General features: G+C 67.1%; 26 protein-coding genes and 4 tRNA genes. 16 read left to right on the top strand and 14 right to left on the bottom strand.

Features of this window, described 5'->3' with window-relative positions:
• Positions 1–40 precede the first annotated feature (40 nt).
• Entirely contained in the window at positions 41–1,957 is a 1,917-nt protein-coding gene (gene edd, locus AC5P5R_RS20610) for a phosphogluconate dehydratase (RefSeq protein WP_005409069.1), read from the top strand.
• Between the two features lie 206 nt (positions 1,958–2,163).
• Positions 2,164–2,823 carry a bifunctional 4-hydroxy-2-oxoglutarate aldolase/2-dehydro-3-deoxy-phosphogluconate aldolase gene (gene eda, locus AC5P5R_RS20605; RefSeq protein ID WP_005409068.1) on the top strand — a complete coding sequence of 220 codons (660 nt, stop codon included), beginning with the start codon at positions 2,164–2,166 and terminating at the stop codon, positions 2,821–2,823.
• 330 nt (positions 2,824–3,153) lie between these two features.
• Here eda and AC5P5R_RS20600 read toward each other — a convergent pair whose 3' ends face one another.
• The 3 genes from AC5P5R_RS20600 to ispG all read right to left on the bottom strand — a co-directional run bounded on the left by AC5P5R_RS20600 (position 3,154) and on the right by ispG (position 5,997).
• A complete protein-coding gene (locus AC5P5R_RS20600) occupies positions 3,154–3,801 on the bottom strand; it encodes a response regulator (RefSeq protein WP_164281713.1) in 648 nt (215 codons plus the stop codon).
• A 200-nt stretch (positions 3,802–4,001) separates the two neighbouring features.
• Positions 4,002–4,751: a phosphatase PAP2 family protein gene (locus tag AC5P5R_RS20595; protein ID WP_005409066.1), complete on the bottom strand. Its 750-nt coding sequence runs from the start codon at positions 4,749–4,751 to the stop codon at positions 4,002–4,004.
• Entirely contained in the window at positions 4,732–5,997 is a 1,266-nt protein-coding gene (gene ispG, locus AC5P5R_RS20590) for a flavodoxin-dependent (E)-4-hydroxy-3-methylbut-2-enyl-diphosphate synthase (RefSeq protein WP_005409065.1), read from the bottom strand. Before ispG ends, AC5P5R_RS20595 begins: the two co-directional genes overlap by 20 nt.
• 114 nt (positions 5,998–6,111) lie before the next feature.
• On the opposite strand from ispG, the gene AC5P5R_RS20585 reads away from it, so the two are divergent.
• Both AC5P5R_RS20585 and AC5P5R_RS20580 read left to right on the top strand, forming a co-directional pair.
• Complete coding sequence (locus tag AC5P5R_RS20585; RefSeq protein ID WP_012479765.1) at positions 6,112–7,338, top strand: ATP-binding protein; 1,227 nt, start codon at positions 6,112–6,114, stop codon at positions 7,336–7,338.
• Complete coding sequence (locus tag AC5P5R_RS20580; RefSeq protein ID WP_005409063.1) at positions 7,335–7,898, top strand: response regulator transcription factor; 564 nt, start codon at positions 7,335–7,337, stop codon at positions 7,896–7,898. Before AC5P5R_RS20585 ends, AC5P5R_RS20580 begins: the two co-directional genes overlap by 4 nt.
• Positions 7,899–8,036: 138 nt before the next feature.
• Here AC5P5R_RS20580 and pgi read toward each other — a convergent pair whose 3' ends face one another.
• The 7 genes from pgi to pcnB all read right to left on the bottom strand — a co-directional run bounded on the left by pgi (position 8,037) and on the right by pcnB (position 14,134).
• The gene (pgi, locus tag AC5P5R_RS20575) at positions 8,037–9,551 is read right to left on the bottom strand and encodes a glucose-6-phosphate isomerase (protein WP_012479764.1); all 1,515 of its coding nucleotides are present in this window, start codon (positions 9,549–9,551) and stop codon (positions 8,037–8,039) included.
• Positions 9,548–9,928: an aspartate 1-decarboxylase gene (gene panD, locus AC5P5R_RS20570; RefSeq protein WP_005409061.1), complete on the bottom strand. Its 381-nt coding sequence runs from the start codon at positions 9,926–9,928 to the stop codon at positions 9,548–9,550. The genes pgi and panD overlap by 4 nt, the downstream gene beginning before the upstream one ends.
• Positions 9,929–10,015: 87 nt before the next feature.
• Entirely contained in the window at positions 10,016–10,513 is a 498-nt protein-coding gene (locus AC5P5R_RS20565) for a hypothetical protein (RefSeq protein WP_044569834.1), read from the bottom strand.
• Positions 10,514–10,579: 66 nt separating this feature from the next.
• Entirely contained in the window at positions 10,580–11,419 is an 840-nt protein-coding gene (gene panC, locus AC5P5R_RS20560) for a pantoate--beta-alanine ligase (protein ID WP_012479762.1), read from the bottom strand.
• Entirely contained in the window at positions 11,416–12,231 is an 816-nt protein-coding gene (panB, locus tag AC5P5R_RS20555) for a 3-methyl-2-oxobutanoate hydroxymethyltransferase (RefSeq protein ID WP_005409058.1), read from the bottom strand. The genes panC and panB overlap by 4 nt, the downstream gene beginning before the upstream one ends.
• Before the next feature lie 34 nt (positions 12,232–12,265).
• The gene (gene folK / locus AC5P5R_RS20550) at positions 12,266–12,751 is read right to left on the bottom strand and encodes a 2-amino-4-hydroxy-6-hydroxymethyldihydropteridine diphosphokinase (protein WP_012479761.1); all 486 of its coding nucleotides are present in this window, start codon (positions 12,749–12,751) and stop codon (positions 12,266–12,268) included.
• Between the two features lie 3 nt (positions 12,752–12,754).
• The gene (gene pcnB / locus AC5P5R_RS20545) at positions 12,755–14,134 is read right to left on the bottom strand and encodes a polynucleotide adenylyltransferase PcnB (RefSeq protein ID WP_032965757.1); all 1,380 of its coding nucleotides are present in this window, start codon (positions 14,132–14,134) and stop codon (positions 12,755–12,757) included.
• Between the two features lie 52 nt (positions 14,135–14,186).
• Between pcnB and AC5P5R_RS20540 the strand changes: the two genes are divergently transcribed.
• Positions 14,187–14,261, top strand: a tRNA-Glu gene (locus AC5P5R_RS20540).
• A gap of 323 nt (positions 14,262–14,584) precedes the next feature.
• Here the strand turns inward: AC5P5R_RS20540 and AC5P5R_RS20535 are convergent.
• The gene (locus AC5P5R_RS20535) at positions 14,585–16,009 is read right to left on the bottom strand and encodes a sugar porter family MFS transporter (RefSeq protein WP_100438393.1); all 1,425 of its coding nucleotides are present in this window, start codon (positions 16,007–16,009) and stop codon (positions 14,585–14,587) included.
• Positions 16,010–16,201: 192 nt separating this feature from the next.
• On the opposite strand from AC5P5R_RS20535, the gene fdxA reads away from it, so the two are divergent.
• The gene (gene fdxA / locus AC5P5R_RS20530) at positions 16,202–16,525 is read left to right on the top strand and encodes a ferredoxin FdxA (protein WP_005409054.1); all 324 of its coding nucleotides are present in this window, start codon (positions 16,202–16,204) and stop codon (positions 16,523–16,525) included.
• A gap of 185 nt (positions 16,526–16,710) precedes the next feature.
• Here the strand turns inward: fdxA and AC5P5R_RS20525 are convergent, their stop codons facing one another.
• Entirely contained in the window at positions 16,711–17,226 is a 516-nt protein-coding gene (locus AC5P5R_RS20525; protein ID WP_005409053.1) for a hypothetical protein, read from the bottom strand.
• Between the two features lie 32 nt (positions 17,227–17,258).
• Complete coding sequence (dapA, locus tag AC5P5R_RS20520; protein ID WP_100438392.1) at positions 17,259–18,152, bottom strand: 4-hydroxy-tetrahydrodipicolinate synthase; 894 nt, start codon at positions 18,150–18,152, stop codon at positions 17,259–17,261.
• Positions 18,153–18,316: 164 nt separating this feature from the next.
• Between dapA and AC5P5R_RS20515 the strand changes: the two genes are divergently transcribed.
• From AC5P5R_RS20515 to AC5P5R_RS20470, 10 genes are all read left to right on the top strand, one after another.
• Entirely contained in the window at positions 18,317–18,877 is a 561-nt protein-coding gene (locus AC5P5R_RS20515; protein ID WP_005409051.1) for a glycine cleavage system transcriptional repressor, read from the top strand.
• 92 nt (positions 18,878–18,969) lie between these two features.
• Positions 18,970–19,449: a peroxiredoxin gene (locus AC5P5R_RS20510; protein ID WP_005412958.1), complete on the top strand. Its 480-nt coding sequence runs from the start codon at positions 18,970–18,972 to the stop codon at positions 19,447–19,449.
• Between the two features lie 84 nt (positions 19,450–19,533).
• Positions 19,534–20,934 (top strand): PhoH family protein, encoded by a 1,401-nt coding sequence (locus AC5P5R_RS20505; RefSeq protein ID WP_005409049.1) that lies wholly within the window; start codon positions 19,534–19,536, stop codon positions 20,932–20,934.
• Positions 20,931–21,437 carry a hypothetical protein gene (locus AC5P5R_RS20500; protein ID WP_100438391.1) on the top strand — a complete coding sequence of 169 codons (507 nt, stop codon included), beginning with the start codon at positions 20,931–20,933 and terminating at the stop codon, positions 21,435–21,437. Before AC5P5R_RS20505 ends, AC5P5R_RS20500 begins: the two co-directional genes overlap by 4 nt.
• Positions 21,438–21,449: 12 nt before the next feature.
• Complete coding sequence (locus AC5P5R_RS20495; protein WP_005409047.1) at positions 21,450–22,118, top strand: YoaK family protein; 669 nt, start codon at positions 21,450–21,452, stop codon at positions 22,116–22,118.
• A gap of 64 nt (positions 22,119–22,182) precedes the next feature.
• A complete protein-coding gene (gene thiD / locus AC5P5R_RS20490; protein WP_005409046.1) occupies positions 22,183–22,992 on the top strand; it encodes a bifunctional hydroxymethylpyrimidine kinase/phosphomethylpyrimidine kinase in 810 nt (269 codons plus the stop codon).
• A complete protein-coding gene (locus AC5P5R_RS20485; protein WP_100438390.1) occupies positions 22,989–23,915 on the top strand; it encodes an alpha/beta hydrolase family protein in 927 nt (308 codons plus the stop codon). The genes thiD and AC5P5R_RS20485 overlap by 4 nt, the downstream gene beginning before the upstream one ends.
• Positions 23,906–23,982: transfer RNA gene (locus AC5P5R_RS20480), tRNA-Arg, on the top strand. The genes AC5P5R_RS20485 and AC5P5R_RS20480 overlap by 10 nt, the downstream gene beginning before the upstream one ends.
• A 58-nt stretch (positions 23,983–24,040) precedes the next feature.
• Positions 24,041–24,117, top strand: a tRNA-Arg gene (locus tag AC5P5R_RS20475).
• 32 nt (positions 24,118–24,149) lie between these two features.
• Positions 24,150–24,226, top strand: a tRNA-Arg gene (locus AC5P5R_RS20470).
• Between the two features lie 508 nt (positions 24,227–24,734).
• Here AC5P5R_RS20470 and AC5P5R_RS20465 read toward each other — a convergent pair.
• Positions 24,735–24,809: IS3 family transposase (locus AC5P5R_RS20465; protein ID WP_338322609.1), on the bottom strand; the 75-nt coding region annotated here is incomplete at its 5' end.

The raw sequence follows: 24,809 nt of genomic DNA, 5'->3' as shown, positions 1-24,809 counted from the left end.
GCCGCCGCTTGCCTCTCGCCACCTTGAACGCCGGTAGCCAATGAGCCTCCATCCGCAACTGCAAGCCATCACTGAGCGCGTCATCCGCCGCAGCGCCGCCTCGCGTGCCGCCTACCTGGCCGCGATCGACGCCTCCCTGCGCGAAGGCCCGTTCCGCAGCCGCCTGAGCTGCGGCAACCTCGCCCACGGATTCGCCGCCTGTGGCGGCACCGACAAGAGTCGCCTGCGCGGCGGCGTGACGCCGAACCTGGGCATCATCACCGCCTACAACGACATGCTCTCGGCGCACCAGCCGTTCGAGACCTATCCCGAGCAGATCCGCGAGATCGCCCGCGAGCTCGGTGCTACGGCACAGGTGGCCGGCGGCGTGCCGGCGATGTGCGACGGCGTCACCCAGGGCCGCGGCGGCATGGAACTGTCGCTGTTCTCGCGCGATGTGATCGCGCAGGCGACCGCGATCGGGCTCAGCCATGACATGTTCGACAGCACCGTCTACCTCGGCGTGTGCGACAAGATCGTGCCCGGCCTGCTGATCGGTGCGCTGGCCTTCGGCCACCTGCCGGCGGTGTTCGTGCCGGCCGGCCCGATGACCCCGGGCATCCCCAACAAGCAGAAGGCGGAAGTGCGCGAGCGCTATGCCGCCGGCGAAGCCACCCGCGAAGAGCTGCTGGAAGCCGAGTCCGCCTCGTACCACGGCGCCGGCACCTGCACCTTCTACGGCACCGCCAATTCCAACCAGGTGCTGCTGGAAGCGATGGGCGTGCAGCTGCCGGGCGCGTCGTTCGTCAATCCGGGCACGCCGCTGCGCGACGCGCTGACCCGCGAAGCGACCGAACGTGCACTGGACATCACCGCACTGGGCGACGACTTCCGTCCGCTGGGCCGGATCATCGACGAGCGCGCGATCATCAACGCGGTCATCGCGCTGATGGCCACCGGCGGTTCGACCAACCACACCATCCACTGGATCGCAGTGGCGCGTGCCGCCGGTATCGTGCTGACCTGGGACGATTTCGACGAACTGTCGCAGCTGATTCCGCTGCTGGCCCGCGTCTATCCGAACGGCGAGGCCGACGTGAACCGCTTCGCGGCCGCTGGCGGCCCGGCGTTCGTGTTCGGCGAGCTGATCAAGGCGGGCCTGATGCACGGCGATCTGGTCAGCGTGGCGCGCGGCGGCATGGCCGACTACGCACGCGAACCGCAGCTGCGCGATGGCCAGCTGGTCTATCTGCCGGGCCTGGAACGCAGCGCCGATGACGAGGTGGTGCGTGGCGTCGACAATCCGTTCGAGCACCAGGGTGGCCTGCGCCTGCTGCGCGGCAACCTCGGCAAGTCGCTGATCAAGCTGTCGGCGGTGAAGCCGCAGTACCGCACGATCGAAGCGCCGGCCGTGGTGGTCGATGCACCGCAGGTGCTGAACAAGCTGCACGCCGGTGGCCTGCTGCCGCAGGACTTCGTGGCGGTGGTGCGTTACCAGGGCCCGCGTGCGAACGGCATGCCGGAACTGCATTCGCTGGCGCCGCTGCTGGGCCTGCTGCAGAACCAGGGCCGGCGCGTGGCGCTGGTCACCGACGGTCGCCTGTCCGGCGCCTCGGGCAAGATTCCGGCGGCGATCCACGTGACGCCGGAAGCGGCACGCGGCGGTCCGCTGGCCAAGGTCCGCGAGGGCGACATGATCCGCCTGGATGGCGAGGCTGGCACGCTGGAAGTGCTGGTGGACGCGGCCGAATGGGCGGCACGTCCGCTGGCGCCGAACACCGCGCCGGCTGCGCATGACCTGGGCCGCAACCTGTTCGCGATCAACCGTCGCGTGGTGGGTCCGGCTGATCAGGGCGCGATTTCGATTTCGTGCGGGCCGGCGGCGGCTGATGGCGGGCCGTGGGAGTACGACGCGGAATATGAGCTGGGGCACGATGCCGCAGCGGCGGCGGCGCCGCATGAGGCAAAAGACGCCTGAAGCGAAAAGCCGCGGCAGGCTTCCCGGCCTGGGCAGTAGAGCGCCGTGGCCGGGACACGCCGTAAACCCATCCATGGGGGCTCGGTCGCGGCATCCATGCCGCTCACGGTCCCGGCCAGGGCGCTCTACTGCCCTTGGACAATTCCCGGCGCGTCATTTGCGCTGCGGCCACTGAATCAAGAAGAGCAAAAGGCAAGGGCAAAAGCATGGGTATCGAACAACATCAGGTGAAGGCGGCGGAGCTGTTGCGTGCGGCGGGCATCCTGCCGGTGGTGACGATTCATACGCTGGACCAGGCGCGGGCGGTCAGTGCGGCGCTGCTGGAAGGTGGCTTGCCGGCGATCGAGCTGACCCTGCGTACGCCAGTGGCGATGGAAGCATTGGCGATGCTCAAGCGCGAGCTGCCGGACGTGGTGGTGGGTGCCGGTACGGTGCTGACCGTGGAGCAGATGCAGCAGTCGATCGATGCGGGTGCGGACTTCCTGGTGACTCCGGGTACGCCGCCGGCACTGGCTGATGCACTGGCCGCTGCACCGCTGCCGGTGGTGCCGGGTGCGGCCACCCCGACCGAGCTGCTGTCGCTCTACGCCCGCGGCTTCCGCGTGTGCAAGCTGTTCCCGGCCACGGCTGTGGGTGGCCTGGCAATGATCAAGGGACTGGCCGGCCCGGTGGCGGACCTGAAGCTGTGCCCGACCGGCGGCATCACCGAGAACACCGCCGCCGAATACCTCGAGCAGAAGAACGTGGTCTGCATCGGTGGTTCGTGGATGGTGCCGGGCAACTGGATCGCCAACGGCGAATGGGACAAGGTGCGCGCCAGCGCCGCAGACGCCGCCAAGATCATCCAGCGCGTACGCGGCCACTGAGCCCGACAAAGGTGCAGAGCCGAGCCCATGCTCGGCTCCGGCATCATCAGGGGTCAGAGCCCTTTCCCACCGGGAAAGGGATCCGACCCCGGGCGACGAGTGCGGAAAGCGCGCGACCCGCTCCTGCTCTTCCTTCTTCATTCCGCGGTGGCGGCGCACGGAAACCGTCCGTGGCCCTGCGGAGGGATTGCGCAGGGGCGTAAGCGCCATGGATGGCGCGCCCGAGCCTCCAGGGATGGATTCACGGCGTCCCCTGCGCAATCCCTCCGCAGGGCCAACCCCACGAATCCGGCCGCACACCGCGAGGGGCTCAGCCGTTGGCCGAACCCCTTACAGCGGCCGTGCCGGATCCACCAACCCGTACTGGCTGGCCATCCGCGCCAGCGCGATGTTGTCGTGGATCCCCATCTTCTCGAACAACCGCGCCTTGTGCGTGTTCACCGTCTTCGCACTCAGGCTCAGGCGCCGCGCGATGTCTTCCTGGCGCAGGCCCTGGGTCAGCAACAGCGCCACCTCAAGCTCGCGCGGCGACAGGTTGTCGAACGGCGAACCATTGCCTTCCACTGTCGACAGCGCCAGATTCTGCGCGATGCTGGTGCCCAGGTAGCGACGACCGGCCGCCACATCACGCACCGCACGCAGCAGTTCCTGCGCATCGCAGCCCTTGCCGATGTAACCGGCCGCACCGGCTTCGAGCAGGCGCTTGGGTAGCGGGCCGTCTTCCAGTACCGACACGATCACCACGCGGGTATTGCGGTGGCTGCGGACGATGCGCTCGGTCACTTCCATGCCGCTCACGCCCGGCAGGTGCAGGTCGCACAGCACCACATCCGGCAGCAGCTGGCGGACTTCACGCAGCGCGTCTTCGCCGGTCTCGGCTTCGCCCACCAGCTCGATGTCGGTTTCCCCCGACAGAATCATCTTCATACCGGTGCGGACCAGCGCGTGGTCATCCACCAGGTAGACTCGAATCGTCATTCATGTACCTCTTCGAATGCGGCCATTGCAGGTCAAGCTAGGCAGGGTGCCGATACCCTGCAAGCGCGTCCGGAATGCGGCGTCGGCGATCTGCCTTGCGCATCACAGTACCGCGCGTTGTGCTTGCCCCCTGTCTTGCAGAACCTGCTGCAACGAAACAACTGATCTATCACGTAGACGTCCCTCAAGGGCCATCCACGTCAAACCCCCTGTGTTGGTGCTTCGCTGGCCTTCGCTGGCGGCGGGCCGTGACGTCGCCAAGGGTGCCGGCGACTGAACATGACCAGATAGCACCCTACCACCCAAACCAGCGCGGCACACCATCCGGCCAGGATGTCGGAGGGGTAATGCACCCCCAGATAGACCCGCGACACGCTTACCAGCAGGCTGAACGCGGGTGCCAGCATCAGTACCGGCCAGCGCCAACGGGTGTTCCAGGCGAGCAGTACCAAGGTCACGGCAAGGGTCATCGAACCCATCGCATGCCCGCTGGGGAAGCTGAACGTCGATTCCGGCGCGATCGATTCCCACAGGCTGGGGCGCTGCCGCTGGAAGAACTGCTTGCTGCCCATGTTCAGCAGCGCCGACCCTACGAAGCTGACCGCGACGAAGGTCGCCTCGCGCCAGCGCCGGTAGCCCAGCAGCACGCCGATGATCAGCACGTCGGCCGGGATCAGGAACCACTCGTAGCCCAGTTTCGAGATGAGCACGAAGAAGCGGTCCAGCCAGGGCGAATGCAGGCCATGCATCTGCCACAGCAGGGGCGCGTCGAAATGGAACGATTCAAACTCGTGCACTTCATCCGCCAGGGCAACAAAGCCTGCCAACGGCAGCAGCACGCCACCGAACAACAGGACCAGGCGCCAGGCGTTGCGCGCCATCCAGTGGCGGAAGCCGGAGGCGGACTCCGGTGCGGCGAGGATCGCAGGCTTATCCGGCGCTTCGGACATACGTGTGTTCGACGTAATCGTCGATCAGGGCGACGAACTCCTGGGCGATGTTGTCGCCACGCAGGGTCACCTTCTTCTCACCATCGACGAACACCGGCGCCGCAGGCGTCTCACCCGTGCCCGGCAGCGAGATGCCGATGTTGGCGTGACGCGATTCGCCCGGCCCGTTGACGATGCAGCCCATCACCGCCAGGGTCATGTTCTCCGCCCCCGGGTGGTGGATCTTCCACAGCGGCATCTTCTCGCGCACGTGGTTCTGCACCACCTTGGCCAGCTCCTGGAAGAACTCGGAAGTGGTGCGGCCGCAGCCCGGGCAGGCCGTGACCAGCGGCGTGAAGGCACGCTGGCCGGTGGTCTGCAGCAGTTCCTGGGCGACGATCACTTCCTGCGTGCGCGACTGGCCCGGCTCCGGGGTCAGCGAGATGCGGATGGTGTCACCGATGCCTTCCTGCAGCAGCACGCCCAGCGCCGCGGACGATGCCACGATGCCCTTGCTGCCGATACCGGCCTCGGTCAGGCCCAGGTGCAGGGCGAAGTCGGAGCGCTGCGCCAGGTCGCGGTACACCGCGATCAGCTCCTGCACGCCACTGACCTTGGCCGACAGCACGATGCGATCGCGCGGCAGGCCCAGCTCCACCGCCTGCTCGGCCGAATCCAGCGCCGAGCGGATCAGCGCCTCGCGCAGCACGCGGCCGGCGTCCCAGGGCTGTTCGCGCAGGTTGTTCTCGTCCATCAGCTTCGCCGCCAGGGCCTGGTCCAGCGAGCCCCAGTTGGCGCCGATGCGCACCGGCTTGTTGTAACGGATGGCGAATTCGATCAGCTGGGCGAACTGCAGATCCTTCTTCTTGCCGAAGCCGACGTTGCCCGGGTTGATGCGGTACTTGGCCAGTGCTTCGGCACATGCCGGTTCGGCGGTCAGCAGCTGGTGGCCGTTGTAGTGGAAATCGCCGATCAGCGGCACGTCGATGCCCATCATCGCCAGCTTGTCGACAATGCGCGGGATCGCCGCAGCGGCTTCCACGGTATTGACGGTCAGCCGCACCATCTCCGAACCGGCACGCCACAACTCGGCCACCTGCTTCACGCTGGAGGCGACGTCGGAGGTGTCGGTGTTGGTCATCGACTGCACCACCACCGGCTTGCCTCCGCCCACGGTGACTCCGCCGATCTGGACGGCATGGGTCTGGCGGCGCGGCCAGGCAGTGGCATCGGAGGGCGGAGTCGGGCGGGTGACGGCGTCGTGCATGGGCGCATTCTACCGCCCGGCCCTGCATTCGGGGTGACTCGCATTCAGCCGGCGGCACGGCTGCGGCCGATTGTCGCAGGCACGGTCACGCGCGAACGCATACGATGAGCGTGAATGACCGGTCCCGACGCCCCGTTTCTCCGAACCCTGTGCAGCCTGCGCTGGCTTGCAGTAGGCGGCCAGGCCGCCACCATCCTGGTCGCCACCTGGGTGCTGGGGCTGCCGTTGCCGCAGCTGCCGCTGTGGGCGGGTGTGGCGGTGCTTGCCCTGTTCAACATCTACACCCAGCTGCGCCCGGAAGCGGCCGACACCGCGCCGCTGACCGCATTCGGCCACATCCTGGTGGACGTGATCATCCTGACCTGGATGGTGGGCTGGAGCGGTGGCATGGCCAATCCGTTCAGCTCGCTGTTCCTGATCCTGATCGCACTGGCCGCGTTCGCCCTGCCCCTGCGCTGGGCGCTGGCGGTCGCGCTGGCCTGCCTGCTCGGCTACGCCGCCAGCGGCATCTTCGGCCAGCCCCTGCCGGACGGCTATTTCCGCGCGCAGGACCTCAACCGCTGGGGCGTGGTCGCCAACTTCCTGATCTCCGCTGCGGTGGTGCTGACCTTCTCCACCCGGCTGGCGCTGGCGCTGCGCCAGCGCGAACTGGAACTGTCGGCGCTGCGCGAGCGCTTCGCCCGCAACGAGGGCATCGTCGCCCTGGCCACCCATGCCGCCTCGGTGGCGCATGAACTGAACACGCCGCTGGCAACCATGACCCTGCTCGCCGACGACGTGGCCGAACGCAGTGAAGAGCCGGAAGTGCGCGAGGACATGGAAACCCTGCGCGAGCTGCTGGTGCAGTGCCGTGAGCGCGTGCTGGCGCTGGCCGCACCGGCCTCGGCCGATGCGCCCGGACGCAGCCATTCCAGCGCGCAGCAGGTGCTGGAGCAATGGCGCCTGGTGCGACCGACCATCGACCTGCACCGCAACGACGATGCGCCGCTGCGGCTGCCGCTCGACCCGGGCGTGGGCCACCTGCTGATGGTCCTGCTCAACAATGCCGCCGATGCCGGCGAACAGGCCGGCCGGCCGCGCGTGGACCTGGACCTGCGCATCGAAGGCGACGATCTGATCGGCGAAGTACGCGACTACGGCCACGGCTTCAACGCGCGCGCCGCGGTGCTGCCGGGCAAGCTGTTCGGCAGCAGCAAGAGTGAAGGCATGGGGGTCGGCCTGGCCCTGTCCCATGCCACGATCGAACGCCTCGACGGCGAGATGTGGATGCGCCCGGCCCAGGGGGCCGGCAGCCGCGTCGGCTTCCGCCTGCCGCTGGCCCCACGCGAGGAAACCCCATGAGCGCCTCAACCCTCGGCCTGCTGGTCGACGACGACGAACTGTACCTGCGCACCCTGCAGCGCAGCCTGGCCCGCAAGGGACTTGAAACGCAGACCGCGCAGGATGCCGCCAGTGCGCTGGCACTGGCCCGCCAGCACCCACCCGCGTTCGCCCTGATCGACCTGAAGCTGGGCAGCGATTCCGGCCTGGCGCTGATCCAGCCGCTGCGTGCGCTGCGCGCGGACATGCGCATCCTGCTGGTGACCGGCTACGCCAGCATCGCCACTGCGGTGGAAGCGATCAAGCTCGGTGCGGACGATTACCTGCCCAAGCCAGCCACGGTACCGATGATCCTTCGCGCTTTGGGCGAGGAGGATGACGGCCCGGCCGACGATGGCGAAATGGAAGTGCCCGACGCGATGACACCGATCAGCCGCCTGCAGTGGGAACACATCCAGCAGGCGATGCACGAGACCGGCGGCAATGTGTCGGCAGCCGCGCGCCTGCTCGGCATGCACCGGCGCTCGCTGCAGCGCAAGCTGGCCAAGCGGCCCAGCCCGGAACGCGACCCGAGCCGCTGAGGCACCACGCCCTTCATGGTAGTGCCGGCCGCTGGCCGCCAACCCGTCCGCTCCGGTAGTGCCGGCCGCTGGCCGGCATCCAGGTGATGCTTCGATCGTTCATGAGGTTGCCGGCCAGCGGCCGGCACTACCAGAGCCTCAGCCCTTCAGCTGCGCAAGGATCTCGCGGGTCATCGGGTCGGCAACGGCCACATCCTCGCCCTGAAGCGCCGGCAGCAGGCCGCTGGCCAGCTGCTTGCCCAGTTCGACACCGAACTGGTCGAAGGCGTTGATGTTCCAGATCACCGACTGCACGTACACGGCGTGTTCGTACATGGCGATCAGCGCACCCAGCGCCTGCGGGGTCAGCGCGTCGAGCAGGATCAGCGTGCTCGGGCGGCCGCCCGGGTAATCACGGTGCGGGTCGTCGCTGCCCTGGCCATTGGCCAGTGCTTCGGTCTGCGCCAGCAGATTGGCCAGCAGGGCCTGATGATTGATCGTGTAGGGATCGTCGTTGTGCACGCAGCCGATGAAGTCGGCCGGAACGATGCTGGTGCCCTGGTGCAGTGCCTGGAAGAAGCTGTGCTGCACATCGGTGCCCGCGCCTCCCCACCACACCGGCACGGTATCGGTGGTGACCGGCTGGCCATCACGCTGCACACGCTTGCCCAGGCTTTCCATCACCAGCTGCTGCAGGTAGGCCGGCAACAGCGCCAGGCGCTGGTCGTAGGTCATCACCGCATGCGTGGCATGGCCCAGCAGGTTGCGGTTCCAGATGTCGGTCAGGCCGTGCAGCACCGGCAGGTTGCGCTCCAGCGGTGCATCCAGCGCATGCGCATCCATCTGCGCAGCACCTTCCAGCAGCTGTTCAAAGCGCTCGAAGCCGATCGCCAGCGCGATCGGGAAACCGACCGCAGACCACAGCGAATAGCGGCCGCCGACCCAATCCCACATCGGCAGCACACGATCGGCGGCGATGGCAAAGGCCTTGGCGGCACGTTCCGGATTGGCACTGACCGCGTACAGGCGATCGCTGCCCCCCAGCCAGTCGTGCAGGATCTGGCCGTTGAGCAGGGTTTCCTGGGTGCCGAAGGTCTTGGAGATCAGGATGCCGGCGGTCTTGGCCGGATCCAGCGTGGCCAGCGTACGCTGCATGGCCGCGCCGTCCACGTTCGATACGAAATGCACGCGCAGGCGCGCACCGCTGACCGGACGCAGCGCGTCGGCGACCAGGCGCGGGCCAAGGTCGGAACCACCGATGCCGACACTGACTACATCGGTCACGCCACTGTCTTCCAGCGCGCGCACCAGCACGCCCATGCGCTGGCGGATCTCGCGCGCGGTGGCATAGGCCTCGGCCGCCACCGGCGCATCGACCACGTCGCCGCGCAGTGCGGTGTGCAGCGCGGCGCGACCCTCGGTCAGGTTGACCTGCTCGCCACGGAACAGGCGGGTGATGGCACCACCGACATCACGGTCGGCAGCCAGCGCCAGCAATGCCTGCAACGCCGCGGCATCGTATTTCTGCCGGGCGAAGTTGACGTACAACGGACCGACCCGCAGCGCCAGGTCCTGCACGCGGCCGGGTTCGGCGGCGAGCAGGCCGGGGATGCTTGCGCCCTTCAGGCGCTGGGCGTGGGAATGCAGCGAGTCGAATCCGTTGTTCGTTGTCATGCGGCCTGGGTCGGGATCGTGTCGTTGGTGTGGGTGATCTGGTTCTTGCCATCAACGTACACCAGCTTCGGCTTGAAGCTGTCGGCTTCCTGCTCGGTCATGCTGGCGAACGCGGCAATGATGATGATGTCACCGACCTGCACGTGGCGCGCGGCGCCACCGTTGAGCGAGACAACGCCACTGCCGGCTTCGGCGCGGATGGCATAGGTCGAGAAGCGCGCACCGTTGGTCACGTCCCAGATGTGCACCTGCTCGAACTCGCGGATGCCGGTGGCAGCCAGCAGGTTGTCATCGATGGCGATCGAGCCTTCGTAGTTCAGCTCGGAATGGGTGACGGTGGCGCGGTGGATCTTGGTCTTGAGCAGGGACAGGTGCATGGGGGCGCTGCAACGGCAAAGGAAAGAGCGGATTCTAGCACCCGCTTGGCCGTCGTCAGGGGCCTGCGGCAGGACGCTGAAGGCCGTTCAGGCGCCCTCGCCCGGCGGCGGCGGCGTGGCATGGACGGCACCGCCCTGCAGTGACAGCCTGAACACCGTATGGAAGGCCAGCCCGGAGGCCAGGCCCAGGCCCCCTGCAGCCAACACCGTCAGCCCATAGCTGATCACATCGAATGTATCGACATAGCGCAGGCGCTGCAGCAGCGGCCCATGGATCGCGCCCGGCCACTCATGGATGGCCATGGCCAGCGCGCCCAGAGCAGACCCTGCAAGCACGAAGCGGGTCCGGCGCAGGGGCCACCGAGACCGCAGGAGCAACGCCATCGGCAGGAACACCGCGATGGCGACGCAGACGCCCAGCCCGAACATCAGTCCACCGCCGGTGAGCGCGGGCATCGGCGTGCGCCTGAATTCGAGCGCGAACAACAGGCCGCCAAACAGTTGCGCCGGCAGCATGCCGGCAGCCAGCACGGCCAGGATCAACGCCTGCGCAAGCCGACCAGCGTCAGTGGAGGGTGTCTTCATTGCCGTTCTCCCGTCCATGGGAAGGTGCGAGGCGCCCATTGTGGGCGCCCCCGGGCCGCATGCGGCTCAGAACTCCAGGTTGTCGATCAGACGGGTGGAGCCCAGGCGCGCGGCGATCAGCGCTACGCGGCCACCGCCATCGAACGTCGGCTCGGCCAGCTCCGGGGTGCGCAGCACCGCATAGTCGACCTGGAAACCGGCCGCCTGCAATGCCGCCGTGGCGTCGGCCTCGATGCGATCACGCGCCTGCCCGGCCACGTAGCCTTCGCGCATGCCCAGCAGGGTGCGGTGGATGGTGGTCGCGACCGGGCGCTGTTCGGCGCTCAGGTACTGGTTGCGCGAACTCTTGGCCAGGCCATCCTCGTCGCGCACGATGTCCGCGCCGACGATCTGGATCGGGAACGACAGCTCAGCCACCATCTGCCGGATCACCGCCAGCTGCTGGTAGTCCTTGCGGCCGAACACGGCCACGTCCGGCTGCACCTGCAGGAACAGGCGCGCCACCACCGTGCAGACGCCATCGAAGTGGCCCGGGCGGCTGGCACCTTCCAGCACCTCGCTCACGCCGGGCGCGTGCATCTGCGTGGTCTTGTCCACGCCCAGCGGGTACATGGCCTCGACGCTGGGCAGCCACACCGCATCGCAGCCGACCTGCTCAAGCCCGGCCACATCGGCCTCGGGCGTACGCGGATAGCGGCTGAAATCCTCGTTCGGCCCGAACTGGGTCGGGTTGACGAAGATGCTTGCCACGACCTTGTCGGCGTACTGGCGGGCCAGGGTCACCAGCGAATGATGGCCACCGTGAAGGTTGCCCATGGTCGGCACCAGCGCCACGCGGAGGCCCTCGCGCTTCCACTGGGCGATCTGCTCGCGCAATGCGCCGAGCTCGTTGAAGGTCTGGATCATGAGGCGTAAGCGTGCTGTTCGTCGGGGAAGCTGCCGTCGCGCACGGCGTCGGCGTAGGCGCGGGTGGCACCGGCCACCGAACCGCCTTCGGCAAGGAAATCCTTGACGAACTTGGGGCGGCGATGGCCACTGTCCAGGCCGAGGAAATCGTGCAGCACCAGCACCTGGCCGTCGCACTGCGGGCCGGCACCGATGCCGATGGTCGGCACCTCCACCGCAGCGGTCACCTCGGCGGCAACCGGGGTCGGCACGCACTCAAGCACCATGATGCTGGCGCCGGCAGCGGCCACGGCCCTGGCATCTTCCACCAGCTGGCGCGCGGCATCGCCGCGGCCCTGGATCTTGAAGCCGCCCAGGCGCAGCACCGACTGCGGTGTCAGGCCCAGATGCGCACAGACCGGAATCTCACGCTCAACCAGGTAGCGGATGATGTCGACCTTGAAGCCGGCACCTTCGATCTTGACCATCTCGGCACCGGCCTGCAGCAGCTGCAGCGAAGCATCCAGCGCGCGCTCCGGAGTGGCATCGGCACCGAACGGCAGGTCGGCCACCAGCAGCGCGCGCTGCAGCACACGGGCCACGGCGCGGGTGTGGTAGACCATGTCGGCCACGGTCACCGGCAGGGTCGAATCATGGCCCTGCACGACCATGCCCAGCGAATCGCCAATCAGGATCAGGTCAACGCCATTTGCGTCGAAAGTGCGGGCGAAGCCAGCGTCGTAGGCGGTCAACATGACCAGCTTCTGGCCATTGCGCTTGGCCTCGGCCAGGGCGGGAACGGTCCAGGGCTTGCTGTCTGCGTGGGTGCTCATGTGCTGATAACCGGGGGAGATAACCCGGGCATTATCACCCTATCGGCGCGATCCCGCAGGCATCCACCCGCATCACTGCATCCCGCACGCGGCCATGCCCGGGGATGGCCAGATCCGGCGCGATTTCGGCCAGCGGCACCAGCACGAAGGCACGCTCGTGCATGTAGGGGTGCGGCACCTGCAGGCCGGGCTGGTCGAGCACCTGCGCGCCATACAGCAGCAGGTCCAGGTCCAGCGCGCGCGGCCCCCAGTGCACCGCCGCATCACGCACGCGGCCAAAGCCCTGCTCCAGCGCCAGCATCGCCTGCAGCAGTTCATCGGCTGCCAGTGACGTTTCGACCGCGGCCACCGCGTTGACGAACGGTGGCTGGTCTTCATTGCCCCAGGCCGGCGTTGCGTACAGGCGCGAGGCCTGCAGCACGCGGGTCCCAGGCAGGCCGTCCAGCGCAGTGATCGCCGCGCCGACAGTCGTGGCCGCATCGCCGAGGTTGGCGCCGAGGCCGATCCACGCTGGCGTCATTGCTTATTCGCCAGCTGCACCGGCCGAGGCCCCCGGGCGGCGGCGACGACGGCGACGCTTGCGCGGTGCTCCGTTCTCGTCATCGCCCTCTTCGCTGTGCATCGCGTCCAGCGAAGATTCCAGCTCGCGGCCCGACTGGGCCTGTGCCTCGCGCCAGAATTCAACATCGGCAGCGTGCTCGGCCGAGGCCACCTGGCGCAGGCTGAGGAAGTCGAACGCGGCGCGGAAGCGCGGATGGGTGAGCGTGCGGAACACGCGCTTGCGCTGGCGCGAGCTGAAACGCGACTGCAGCAGCCAGATTTCCTGCATCGGCAGCGAGAAGCGGCGCGGCAGCGCGATGGTGCTCAGCTGCTGCACGGTGACGCGGTCGGCGGCACGACGCTGCGCCTCTTCCGGCGCCACGCCCTGCTTGAGCAGGGTCGCCTGGGCGCGGCAGAACGCCGGCCACAGCAGCAGCGCGAACAGGAACGCCGGCGAGACCGGCTCGTCGTTGGCCACGCGGGCATCGGTATTGGCCAGGCCCTCTACCAGCATGCGGCGCAGCGCGCCGGTGCGGTTGGACTTCAACGCCCTGGCGCTTTCCGGGAACAGCACGTCGAGCAGACCGTAGCGCTCCAGGCCTTCGAAGCTGGCCACGCCGTGCCCGGACAGGAACAGCTTCAGCACTTCCTCGAACAGGCGTGCCGGCGCGGCTTCGTTGAGCAGGCCAGCCAGCTGCGGGATCGGCGCGGCGGTGCCCTCTTCGATCTGGAAGCCGAGCTTGGCCGCCAGGCGCACGGCGCGCAGCATGCGCACCGGGTCTTCCTGGTAGCGCTGTACCGGGTCGCCGATGAGCTTCATCAGGCGCGCCTGCACGTCTTCGAAGCCACCGGTGTAGTCACGCACCGAGAAGTCCTCGATGGCGTAGTACAGGGCGTTGCAGGTGAAGTCGCGGCGGACGGCGTCGTCTTCGATGGTGCCGTACACGTTGTCGCGCACAAGCATGCCGTTTTCCATCTCGCGGTCGCCACTACCGTCATCGCTGTTGGCGCGGAAGGTGGCGACTTCGATGATCTCGCGGCCGAACACAACGTGGGCGAGGCGGAAACGGCGGCCGATCAGGCGGCAGTTGCGGAACAGCTGCTTGACCTGTTCGGGCGTGGCGTCGGTGGCCACGTCGAAATCCTTGGGTTGGCCATTGACCAGCAGGTCGCGCACCGCGCCGCCGACAAGGTAGGCGCCGAAGCCGGCATCGCGCAGGCGATAAAGCACGCGCAGGGCGTTCGGGCTGATGTCCTTGCGGGAGATCGTGTGCTGGTCGCGCGGGATGACGCGCAGGCTGAACGGTGATGTAGCAGAGGAAATGATGTTGGCGCTTCCGGTTGAAGTTTCGGGATTGCCCAATGGCATCGAGGTGCATATACTAGCGCTCCTGCCTCGGCAGCGACACAGTTACGCTCCCTTCGTCTAGTGGTTAGGACGTGGCCCTCTCAAGGCTAAAACAGGGGTTCGAGTCCCCTAGGGAGCGCCAGTCGCTGCAGCAGGAACCGAAAAAGCCCGCCTTGTGCGGGCTTTTCTGTTTTCCGGGCCTGCAATCGGCTTGAGCCGGTGGGGTCACCCAGGGCAGGACACGCCGTAAACCCATCCATGGGGGCTCGATGGCGCCATCCATGGCGCCAACGGTCCTGCCCTGGGTGACCCCACCGGCTCTGGACGGTTTCCCGCGAGCTGCGGCAACAACCGACCAGCGCTTCGCCGCATCCGCACGCACCATGAACTGTCAGGAGGGGCAGGCCGCCCTCTCACACTCTGGACAAGCAGGCGCCAACGGAACGCAACCGAAGCCAGTCGCCGTCAGCCTTCCATCTGCTCCAGCTCCTTGCCCTTGGTCTCGCGTACGTAGCGGACCACGAAGACGATCGAGAGGATCGCCGCGACCGCGTAGATGCCATAGGCGCCGGCCAGGCCGATGCCGGCCAGCAGCATCGGGAAGGTCACGGTGATCGCGAAATTCGACGTCCACTGCGCCGCACCGGCAACAGCCAACGCCGGGCCGCGGATCTGGTTGGGGAACATCTCGCCCAGCATCACCCACATCACCGGGCCCCAGGACATGTTGAAGAACACCACGTAGACGTTGGCCGCGACCAGCGCCAGCCGGCCCATGCCGTCGGACAACTGCAGTCGACCGTCGGCCAGGCTGCCACTGGCGAACGCGACCACCATCAGCACCAGCGCCACCGACATGCCGACCGAGCCGATCCACAGCAGCGGCTTGCGCCCGATGCGGTCGATCAACAGCACCGTCAGCAGGCAGGCACCGATGCTCAGCCCACCGGACAGCACGTTGATCAACAGCGCGTCGCTTTCCGAAAAGCCGACCGCCTGCCACAGCACTGCGCCGTAGTAGAACACCACGTTGATGCCGACCAGCTGCTGGAACATGGCCAGGCCAATACCCACCCACAGGATCGGCCGCAGCTTGCCGGTGGCCTTGTTGCGCAGGTCGCCGAAGCGCGGCTTGTGCTGGTCCTGGGCCAGGCTGGTTTCGATCTCGGCCTGCTTGGCCGCCGCTGCGGCCTCGCCGTACAGCCGCGCGAGCACCGCCCTCGCCTGCTGCTGGCGCCCCTTCAGGACCAGGAAGCGCGGGCTTTCCGGAATCACCAGCAACAACAGCAGGAACAGCCCCGACGGCAGCGCCTGCATCCAGAACATCCAGCGCCAGGCCTCATGACCCAGCCACAACGGCTCGGTCGACGCCCCGGCGGCGCGGGCCAGCAGGTAGTTGCTGAGGAACGCCGCGAACAGGCCGCAGATGATCGCCATCTGCTGCACTGTGGCCAGGCGCCCGCGATAGCGCGCCGAGGCCACCTCGGCGATGTAGGCCGGCGACATCACGCTGGCCGCCCCTACTGCAAAGCCGCCCAGCACGCGGGCCACGATGAACAGCCACGAGGCGTGGGCTGCGCCGGCGCCCAGCGCCGAAACCAGGAACATCAGCGCCGACACGATCAGGACGCCGCGGCGTCCCAGGCGGTCGCCCAGCCAGCCGGCCAGGAACGCACCGATCGCGCAGCCCAGCAGCATCGAGGCGACTTCGAAACCGAGCGCCGCCTCGCTGGAGTTGAAGGCCTGGCGCAGGCCATCGACCGTGCCATTGATGACACCACTGTCGAAGCCGAACAGGAATCCACCGAGCGTGGCCACGCAGCTGATCAGGACGATGAATGCAGTGTTCTCACCGCCATGGGGTGCGATGCTGGGCTTGGCTGGCGACATTGACGATCCTGCTGGGAAGGGGGCCGGCCACCCGACGCAGCCGGCTGACCCGCAGCGTCGCACAGGCCCCGCCCTGCCGCCAATGACTGCCACGGCCGCGCCTGCCAGACGCCCGATTTCCGCCCCGCGCCGACAGCGGGGGCCAACCTGTTCTAGAATTGGCGGGTTCAGGAATCGATCCACCCCCAGCCCATGCCCTTTGTCGTCACCGAAAACTGCATCAAGTGCAAACACACCGATTGCGTGGAAGTGTGCCCCGTGGATTGCTTCCACGAAGGCCCGAACTTCCTGGTGATCGACCCGGATGAGTGCATCGACTGCACCCTCTGCGAGCCGGAGTGCCCGGTCAATGCGATCTTCCCGGAGGACGATGTCCCCGCCGGCCAGGAAGGCTTCGTCGCCCTCAACGCCGAGCTGGCGAAGGAGTGGCCGGTGCTGACCGTGCGCAAGGACCCGCCCGCCGACGCCGGCGAATGGGATGGCAAGCCGGACAAGCTGAAGCTGCTGGAGCGCTGAGAAGCGCCCACGGCGGCAACGAAAAGGGCGCCCACGGGCGCCCTTTTCTGTTTTCCGGTGAACGCCAACCGCAGAACCGGTATGCCAACCTCGCGATACGGCATGCCAACCTTGCGATCCGGTAGGTGCCAACCTTGGTTGGCACAGAAGCACCGACCAAGGTCAGTCTCTACCAGAGGCAGCCCTTACTGGGCCAGCTTCGCCTTCAGCGCGGCGATCAGCTTCACCGGCGCTTCGGCGGTGGCCGGCAGGCCACGCGGGTCGACCGCGGAGATGTAGGCGCCGGCATCGACGGCGACCACGCGGACCAGGAAGTTGCTGCCTTCGTAGGCCACGTCATACGAGCCGAGCAACTGGGCGCGGCTGGCGATGGTCACGCCCTCCACGCCTTCCAGCGCGGTACCGACCTTGGCGAAGGCTTCATCCTTGCCACCAGCAATGGTGAAACCGGTATTGCCAACGGCCGGAGCCGCGGCCGCCGGTGCTGCCGGCTTGGTGGCCGACACCAGCGCCGGCACCTTGTTGTCACCGGTGGTGGCCGGCAGGTTGAGGTCCGGCGGCACTTCCAGCGGACGCATTTCCGGGGCCAGGGCATAGTCGCCCTTGACGCCACGCTTGAAGCAGCCGGTGGTGCCGGCGGCAACGGCCACCGCAAGCAGGGCGTAGGACAGCACGCGGACAGTGGAAACGGATTGACGCATGTGAATCTCCTGGGTCAGACCAAGACGAAAGGTCAGTGGCTGGAAAGGGCTTCAAGGGCGGCGATGTCGCCGGCAAGATGGTCGGCGGCCGCGTGGTGCGGCGCCGACAGCGGCAGCAGCGGCAGGCGCAGGTCATGGCCGATGCCGATACGGCGCAGCAGCGCCTTGACCGGAATCGGGTTCGGTTCAACACCGCAGAAATCATGGAACGGCTGCAGGCGCGCATCCCAGGACTCGGTGGCTTCGTGGTCATGGGCGGCGGCCAGCTCGCACATGCGGCGGTAGGCGCCGGGCAGCACGTTGGAGCCGACCGAGATCAGGCCGTCGATACCGGCCCGGATCGAACGCGCGGCCGTACCGTCGTCGCCGCTGAGCACGGCGAACTGCGGGCTGCGCAGTGCGAGCAGCGCCTGCACCCGGCCGGTGTCGCCCACCGCCTCCTTGATGCCGACGATGTTGGGGTGGCTGGCCAGTTCGGCCACGGTCTCCGGCTGCATGTCGCAACCGGTACGGCCGGGCACGTTGTACAGCACGACCGGCAACCCGCCCTGGTCGGCGACCGCACGATAATGGACAATCAGGCCGGCCTGGGTCGGCCTCACGTAGGGCGGGGTGACCACCAGTGCATGGCTGGCGCCAAGCGCGGCCGCACGACGGGTCTGTTCGATGGTTTTGGCGGTACCGGACAGGCCGGTGCCGGCCATGACCGGGATGCGGCCGCCAATGCGTTCGACCGCGCTGGCCAGCAGCAGGTCGTACTCGGCATCGGTGAGGGTTGCCGCTTCGCCGGTCGAGCCGGCAACGACAACGCCATGGACGCCACCTTCCAGTTGCAGGTGCAGCAGGCGCTGCCAACCGTCGGGATCGAGGGCGCCGTCGGCCCGGAACGGGGTCGCCAGCGCGGTGATGAGGCCGGAAAGGGACAAGGACGTGCTGCTCTTGGCTGGAAAGGGAAAACGCCCGCCACGAAAGGCCGGGGGCGACCTGAATGTTACTTGCGGCGCGAAAGCACGGGCAAGTATGCTGGACACCGGTGGATCCCCGCCTCTGGCGGGCATTCAGACTAACGCATGCATTACCCGGAATCGCCTTGACCGACACCACCCCGCGCCCCGCGCCGAGCGAAAACCACCTCCTGATCAACGCCTATACGACGCATCCGGAGTCCCCCCTGCTGTCCGTCACCCGCCGCATCGCCGACAGCGGCTGCAATCTGGTGGACGCACGCCTGGCCACGGTCGGCCGCGATGTCTCGGTCACCGCCCTGGCCACCGGCTCCTGGGACTCGGTGGCCAAGCTGGAGGCGATGCTGACCCGGCTGGAGCGCGAGGAAGGCCTGAAGCTGGTCTGGTACCGCACCGCGGCCAAGCAGGCGCAGTCCAACCTGCTGCCGTACATTGTCGAAGTGATCGCCGCCGACAAGCCGGGCATCCTGTTCCAGCTGGCCGATTTCTTCGACCGCCAGGGCATCACCATCGAGAACCTGCAGAGCACGCGCTACCGCGCCATGCAGACCGGTGCGGAAATGTTCAGTGCTCAGGTCACCATCGGCGTGCCGGCCAACATGCACATCGCCGCGCTGCGCGACGATTTCCTTGAGTTCTGCGACCACCTGAACCTGGACGCGATCATGGACCCGATGAAATTCTGATTGGGAGTGCGGATTTTTCGCGCGCCTCTCACGGGCGCGTGGCGTTTCATGCAATTGTCGTAGAAACAACCCAGGCTCGACAGAAGGACCTCATGAACAACGGCGATACCCTGGACAGCACCACCCTCTCCCTGCCGCTGGCGCTGTCCGGTGGCGACCAGGCCACTCTCGGCGACTATGCCGGCCAGTGGCTGGTGCTGTACTTCTACCCCAAGGACAGCACTCCCGGCTGCACCACCGAAGGCATCGACTTCAACGCCCTGCTGCCGAAGTTCAAGAAGGCCGGCGCGGTCGTACTCGGCGTCTCTCGCGACTCGGTGAAGTCGCACGACAACTTCTGTGCCAGGCAGGGCTTCAACTTCCCGCTGGTCAGCGATGGCGACGAAGCGCTGTGCAGCGCCTTCGACGTGATCAAGATGAAGAACATGTACGGCAAGCAGGTACGTGGCATCGAACGCAGCACCTTCCTGATTTCCCCCGACAGCCGCATCGTGCAGTCCTGGCGCAAGGTCAAGGTTGCCGGCCATGCCGATGCCGTTCTCGCCGAACTGAAGGCCTCCCAGTCCAAGTGAGTCCCACTGCCTACTGTGTCTGCCATCACCCTGCCCCGCAGCAGGCCGTGGTGGTTTTTCCCTGTCCGTAACCAGGAATCGACGATGACCCGAGGCAAGCGCATCTACGTGCTGGATACCAACGTGCTGATGCACGATCCGACCGCGCTGTTCAAATTCGAGGAGCACGACATCTACCTGCCCATGCAGGTGATCGAGGAGCTGGACAACGGCAAGAAGGGCACCTCCGAAGCGAGCCGCAACGCCCGCCAGGTGAGCCGCTTCCTCAACGAACTGGTGCAGGAATCCGGCCTGGACAACCTGGCCGACGGCATTCCGCTGCAGCGCCCCAACGGCCTGCAGCTGCGCGGCAAGCAGAGCGCCGGCAAGCTGCGCTTCCAGACCAGCCACTTCGACGCGGGCAAGAGCTTTGGAAAGGTCATTCCCGACAATGCCATCCTTGGCGCGATCCTGGCGCTGAAGGAAGAAACGCCGGACCTGCCGGTGGTGTTCGTTTCCAAGGACATCAACCTGCGGATCAAGGCCGCCATCGCCGGCATCGTGTCCGAGGACTACGAAAACGACCGCGCGCTGGACGATTTCAGCCTGCTCTACACCGGCGCCACCGAGCTGCCGGAAGACTTCTGGAAGCGCCACGGTGACGACCTGCGCAGCTGGAGCGACAAGGGCCGCAGCCATTACGAAATCCAGGCGCAGGACGGCGAGGAGTGGTACCCGAACCAGTACGTCTACCTGCCCGGCGAAGACGAAGTCGAACTGCGCGTCAGCCGCGTGGTCGGCGACGGCAAGGTAGTGCTGTCGCTGGTCGATGATTTCCGCCACGGCAGCCACGCCGTCTGGGGTATCAGTGCGCGCAACCGCGAGCAGAACTTCGCGCTCAACGCACTGATGGATCCGGAGATCGACTTCGTCACCCTGCTGGGCACCGCCGGTACCGGCAAGACCCTGCTGGCGCTGGCCGCCGGCCTGGCGCAGACGATGGACCAGCAGCGCTACCGCGAGATCATCATGACCCGCGCCACGGTCAGCGTCGGCGAGGACATCGGCTTCCTGCCGGGTACCGAGGAGGAGAAGATGACGCCGTGGATGGGCGCGCTGACCGACAACCTGGAAGTGCTCACGCACAACCAGGAAGGCGGCACCTGGGGTCGCCAGGCCACCAACGACCTGCTGGCCAGCCGCATCAAGATCCGCTCGATGAACTTCATGCGCGGCCGTACCTTCCTGTCGCGCTACCTGATCCTGGACGAGGCGCAGAACCTCACCCCGAAGCAGATGAAGACGCTGATCACCCGTGCCGGCCCCGGCACCAAGATCGTCTGCCTGGGCAACGTCGAGCAGATCGACACCCCGTACCTGACCGAGACCACCTCGGGCCTGACCTACGCGGTGGATCGTTTCAAGAACTGGCCGCATAGTGCGCACATCACCCTGCGCCGAGGCGAACGCTCGCGCCTGGCCGATTACGCTTCGGAGGTGTTGTGAACCGCTGCACCCGCCTGCTGCTGCCCACGGCTGCGATCACCCTCGCAGCCACCCTGGGCGCCTGCACCACCATTCGCGGCCCGACCAGCGTGCCGACCGCCGAGCGCACCGGACAGTCCTGGGTGGTCACCCGCCCGATCATCGCCGCGCAGGTGCTCGACACCTGCTCGCGCACCAGCCCCGGCCGCGAGGCCGGGCGGGTGTCGGGGTACTGGGCGCCCAGCCGGCAGCAGATCGACCAGCTGGAGGCGAAGCTGTCGTCGCTGGAAGCGCAGGTGCCGAAGGTGCTGGACTTCGACCGCCAGTACGTCGGCATCGAAAGCACCGGCAAGCGGCTGATCTACATCAACGCCTTCCACCTGCCCGACGACAGCGGCATCAATCCGGCCCGCGAAGCGATCCGCGTCTGCGATGGCGGCGCGCAGTTCTGGGGCGCGGTGTTCGACCCGGCCAGCAACACCTTCAGCGAGCTGCAGTTCAACGGCGGCTTCGGCGGGCCCTGAGGGGCCCCGCCGATGGGAATACGCCTGCCCACCTGGGTCTGGATCGGCGCGGTCGCGCTCTCGTGCGTGGCCGGCATGGTCAACGTGGTCGGCTTCCTCGGTTTCGAGCACCAGGCGGTCAGCCACATGACCGGCAGTACCAGCCAGTTGGGCATGGCGCTGGCGCAGGGGGATTGGCGCGCCGTCGGGCACCTGTGGGGGCTGCTGATCGCGTTCTCGCTGGGCGCGATGCTCAGCGGCCTGCTGATCCAGGACAGCGCCCTGCAGCTGGGCCGGCGCTATGGCGTGGCACTGGCGCTGGAATCGGCGCTGCTGCTGGTGGCCATTCCGCTCTTTGAACAACACCAGATCTGGGGCGCGCTGGCCGCCGCCATGGCCTGCGGCCTGCAGAACGCGATGGCCACCACCTTCAGTGGCGCAGTGGTGCGCACCACCCACCTCAGCGGCATGTTCACCGACCTCGGCATCGGCCTCGGCCACCTGCTGCGTGGGCTGCCGCTGCAGGTACGGCGGCTGACCCTCAGCGGCCTGATCATCAGCGGCTTCCTCGCCGGCGGCGTCCTCGGCGCCTGGCTGTTCATGCGCTGGCAGTACGACGCCCTGCTCGCCCCCGCCCTGCTGACTGGCCTGACCGGGCTGGGTTATGTGCTGTACCAGCAATGGGCGCGTTGGCGGTATTGAATCAAGGACATCCACGCATGGCGTGGATCTACCTTCCCCTGCGGGACCACGGCACAATCAACCGATGAGCCCGACCACTCCCGTTTCCGCCCTCACCATCGCCGGCTCCGACTCCGGCGGTGGCGCCGGCATCCAGGCTGACCTCAAGGCCTTCGCCGCACACCGCGTGCATGGCCTTTCCGCGATTGCTGCACTGACCGCGCAGAACACCCGCGGCGTCATCGCCGTGCACGTGCCACCCATCGAGTTCCTGCGCGCGCAGCTGGATGCCTGCTTCGACGACTTCGACATCCACGCGGTGAAGCTGGGGATGCTGGCCAACGCCGAAGTGATCCATGCCGTCGCTGATGCACTCGAAAAGCACCGCCCGCCACACGTGGTACTGGACCCGGTGATGGTCGCCACCAGTGGGGCACGCCTGCTGGAAGACAGCGCATTGCAGGCCATGCGTGAGCGCCTGATCCCGCTGGCCACGCTGATCACCCCCAATACGCCGGAAGCAGAACTGCTGGTCGGCCGGAAGATCAGCAACGGCGAAGACGCAGAACAGGCCGCCTCGGCCCTGCTCGACCTCGGTGCCGGCGCAGTGCTGCTCAAGGGTGGCCACCTGCATGAGGGCAATCGCGTGATCGATCGCTACTTCGACGGCGTCAGCAGCGAAGAATTCATCCACGCGCGCCTGCCGCTGGACGCACATGGCACCGGCTGCACGCTGGCCTCGGCCATCGCCGCGCAGCTGTGCAATGGCCTGAGCCTGGCCAACGCCTGCGAAGCCGGTATCGACTACGTTGCACGCGGCCTGCAGCAGGGCTATGCCCCCGGCCGCAGCGAGGTGCTGGTGCTCGACCACTTCGGCGCGGCACCCCACGCATGAGCCCGACGCCGAGCGTCCTTGCCGTGCAGTGCGACGACGGCCATCGCTTCGAGGTGATCGCCTGCGTGCCCGCACAGCCCATCGCACGCCTGCTGTGGCTGCCGGCACTGGGCGTGGCCGCGCGCCACTACCTGCCACTGGCTTTGGCGCTGGCGGCGAAGGGCGTGGCGGTCTACCTGCACGAGTGGCGCGGCAACGGCAGCAGTTCGCTGCGCCCATCGCGCACGCAGGACTGGGGCTATCGCGAGGTACTCGAACAGGATCTGCCGACCAGCCAGGCCGTCCTGGCCGCAGCGGATGACGAAGGCGACGCCCTGCCCTGGATCATCGGCGGCCATAGCCTGGGCGGGCAGCTGGCCTGCGTGCATGCCGGCCGCAACCCGCAGCACTTCAACCGGCTGTGGCTGGCCGCCAGCGGCTCACCGTTCTGGCGCGGATTCCCACCACCGCGTGGCTGGCTGCTGCCGCTGGTCTACCGCTTCCTGCCGTGGATCGCACAGCGCCAGGGCGTGCTGCATGGCCGTCGCCTCGGCTTTGGTGGCACCGAAGCGCGCGGACTGATTGCCGACTGGGCACGCGTCGGCCTGAACAACCATTACGCCGCCGTCGGCATGGACGAAGACCTCGATGCGCAGATGGCGCGTGTGCATGGCAGCGCACAGGCGGTGCTGATGGAGCACGACTGGTTGGCCCCCACCGGATCGATGCAGACGCTGCTGGCGAAGCTGCCGAATGTGGACGCGCAGCTGCGCGTGCTGTCCACGCAGGAACTGGGCACGCGCGCCGATCATTTCGCGTGGCTGAAGGCCCCTGATGCTGTGGCTGACAGCTTTTTCATTCAGTTGGATGAAAATTTTCACAAAACTGTTGACGGTACGCGCCGACATCCGCATAATTCCGCTCCTGTCGCAGGGCGCCCGTAGCTCAGTTGGATAGAGTACCTGGCTACGAACCAGGCGGTCGGGAGTTCGAATCTCTCCGGGCGCACCACTCGACAGGTTTCCAGCATCCGCCGCTGGAAATGCAGTAAAATTTGATTGTGTACCGCGCGCCCGTAGCTCAGTTGGATAGAGTACCTGGCTACGAACCAGGCGGTCGGGAGTTCGAATCTCTCCGGGCGCACCATACACAGTCAGCACAACAAGTTCATGTAATTGGCGCCCGTAGCTCAGTTGGATAGAGTACCTGGCTACGAACCAGGCGGTCGGGAGTTCGAATCTCTCCGGGCGCACCATTACACCGAAACAGCAGGCCTCGGCCTGCTGTTTTTTTATGTGTGTTTTTCGGCAGGGCTGTGCCCTGCACCCTGGTAGTGCCGGCCGCTGGCCGGCAACCTCAACGGCCACGGCAAAAGCTGGTATTCCTTGGGATGGCGGGGCGGTGTCGGAGTGCGGGGACGCCGCAAGTACGTCCATGTAGGCTTGGCAGCCGCATCCATGCGGCTGACACCCCGCACTCCGACACCGCCCCACCTCTGACAGATTTCCGCGATCTGATGGATCCACGCCATGCGTGGATGAATCTCCATCGAGTTCGAACATTTCGACAATTGATCGAAGAGCATCCACGCATGGCGTGGATCTACCGTGTCGACCAAGGTCGACACCTACCAGAGCAGTACGCCGTTCCGACAGATCGCGGAAACTGTCGAAGGCGGGGTGGGTCCGGTTGCGGGAGTGTCCGCGGCATGGATGCCGCGGCCAAGCCCCCAAGGTGAAGTGACCCCCGAGACTTGGACGGGGTCAGGCGGCCGATTGGGCCCGCTCCCGGTACTCTACCGGGCTCAGACCTTTCAGTTTCAGTTTGATGCGCTCCTG

Source organism: Stenotrophomonas sp. YJH_SMC_19 (assembly GCF_059367915.1).
Note: the sequence above shows the minus strand (reverse complement) of the source record. Positions and strands in the feature narration are given on the sequence as shown.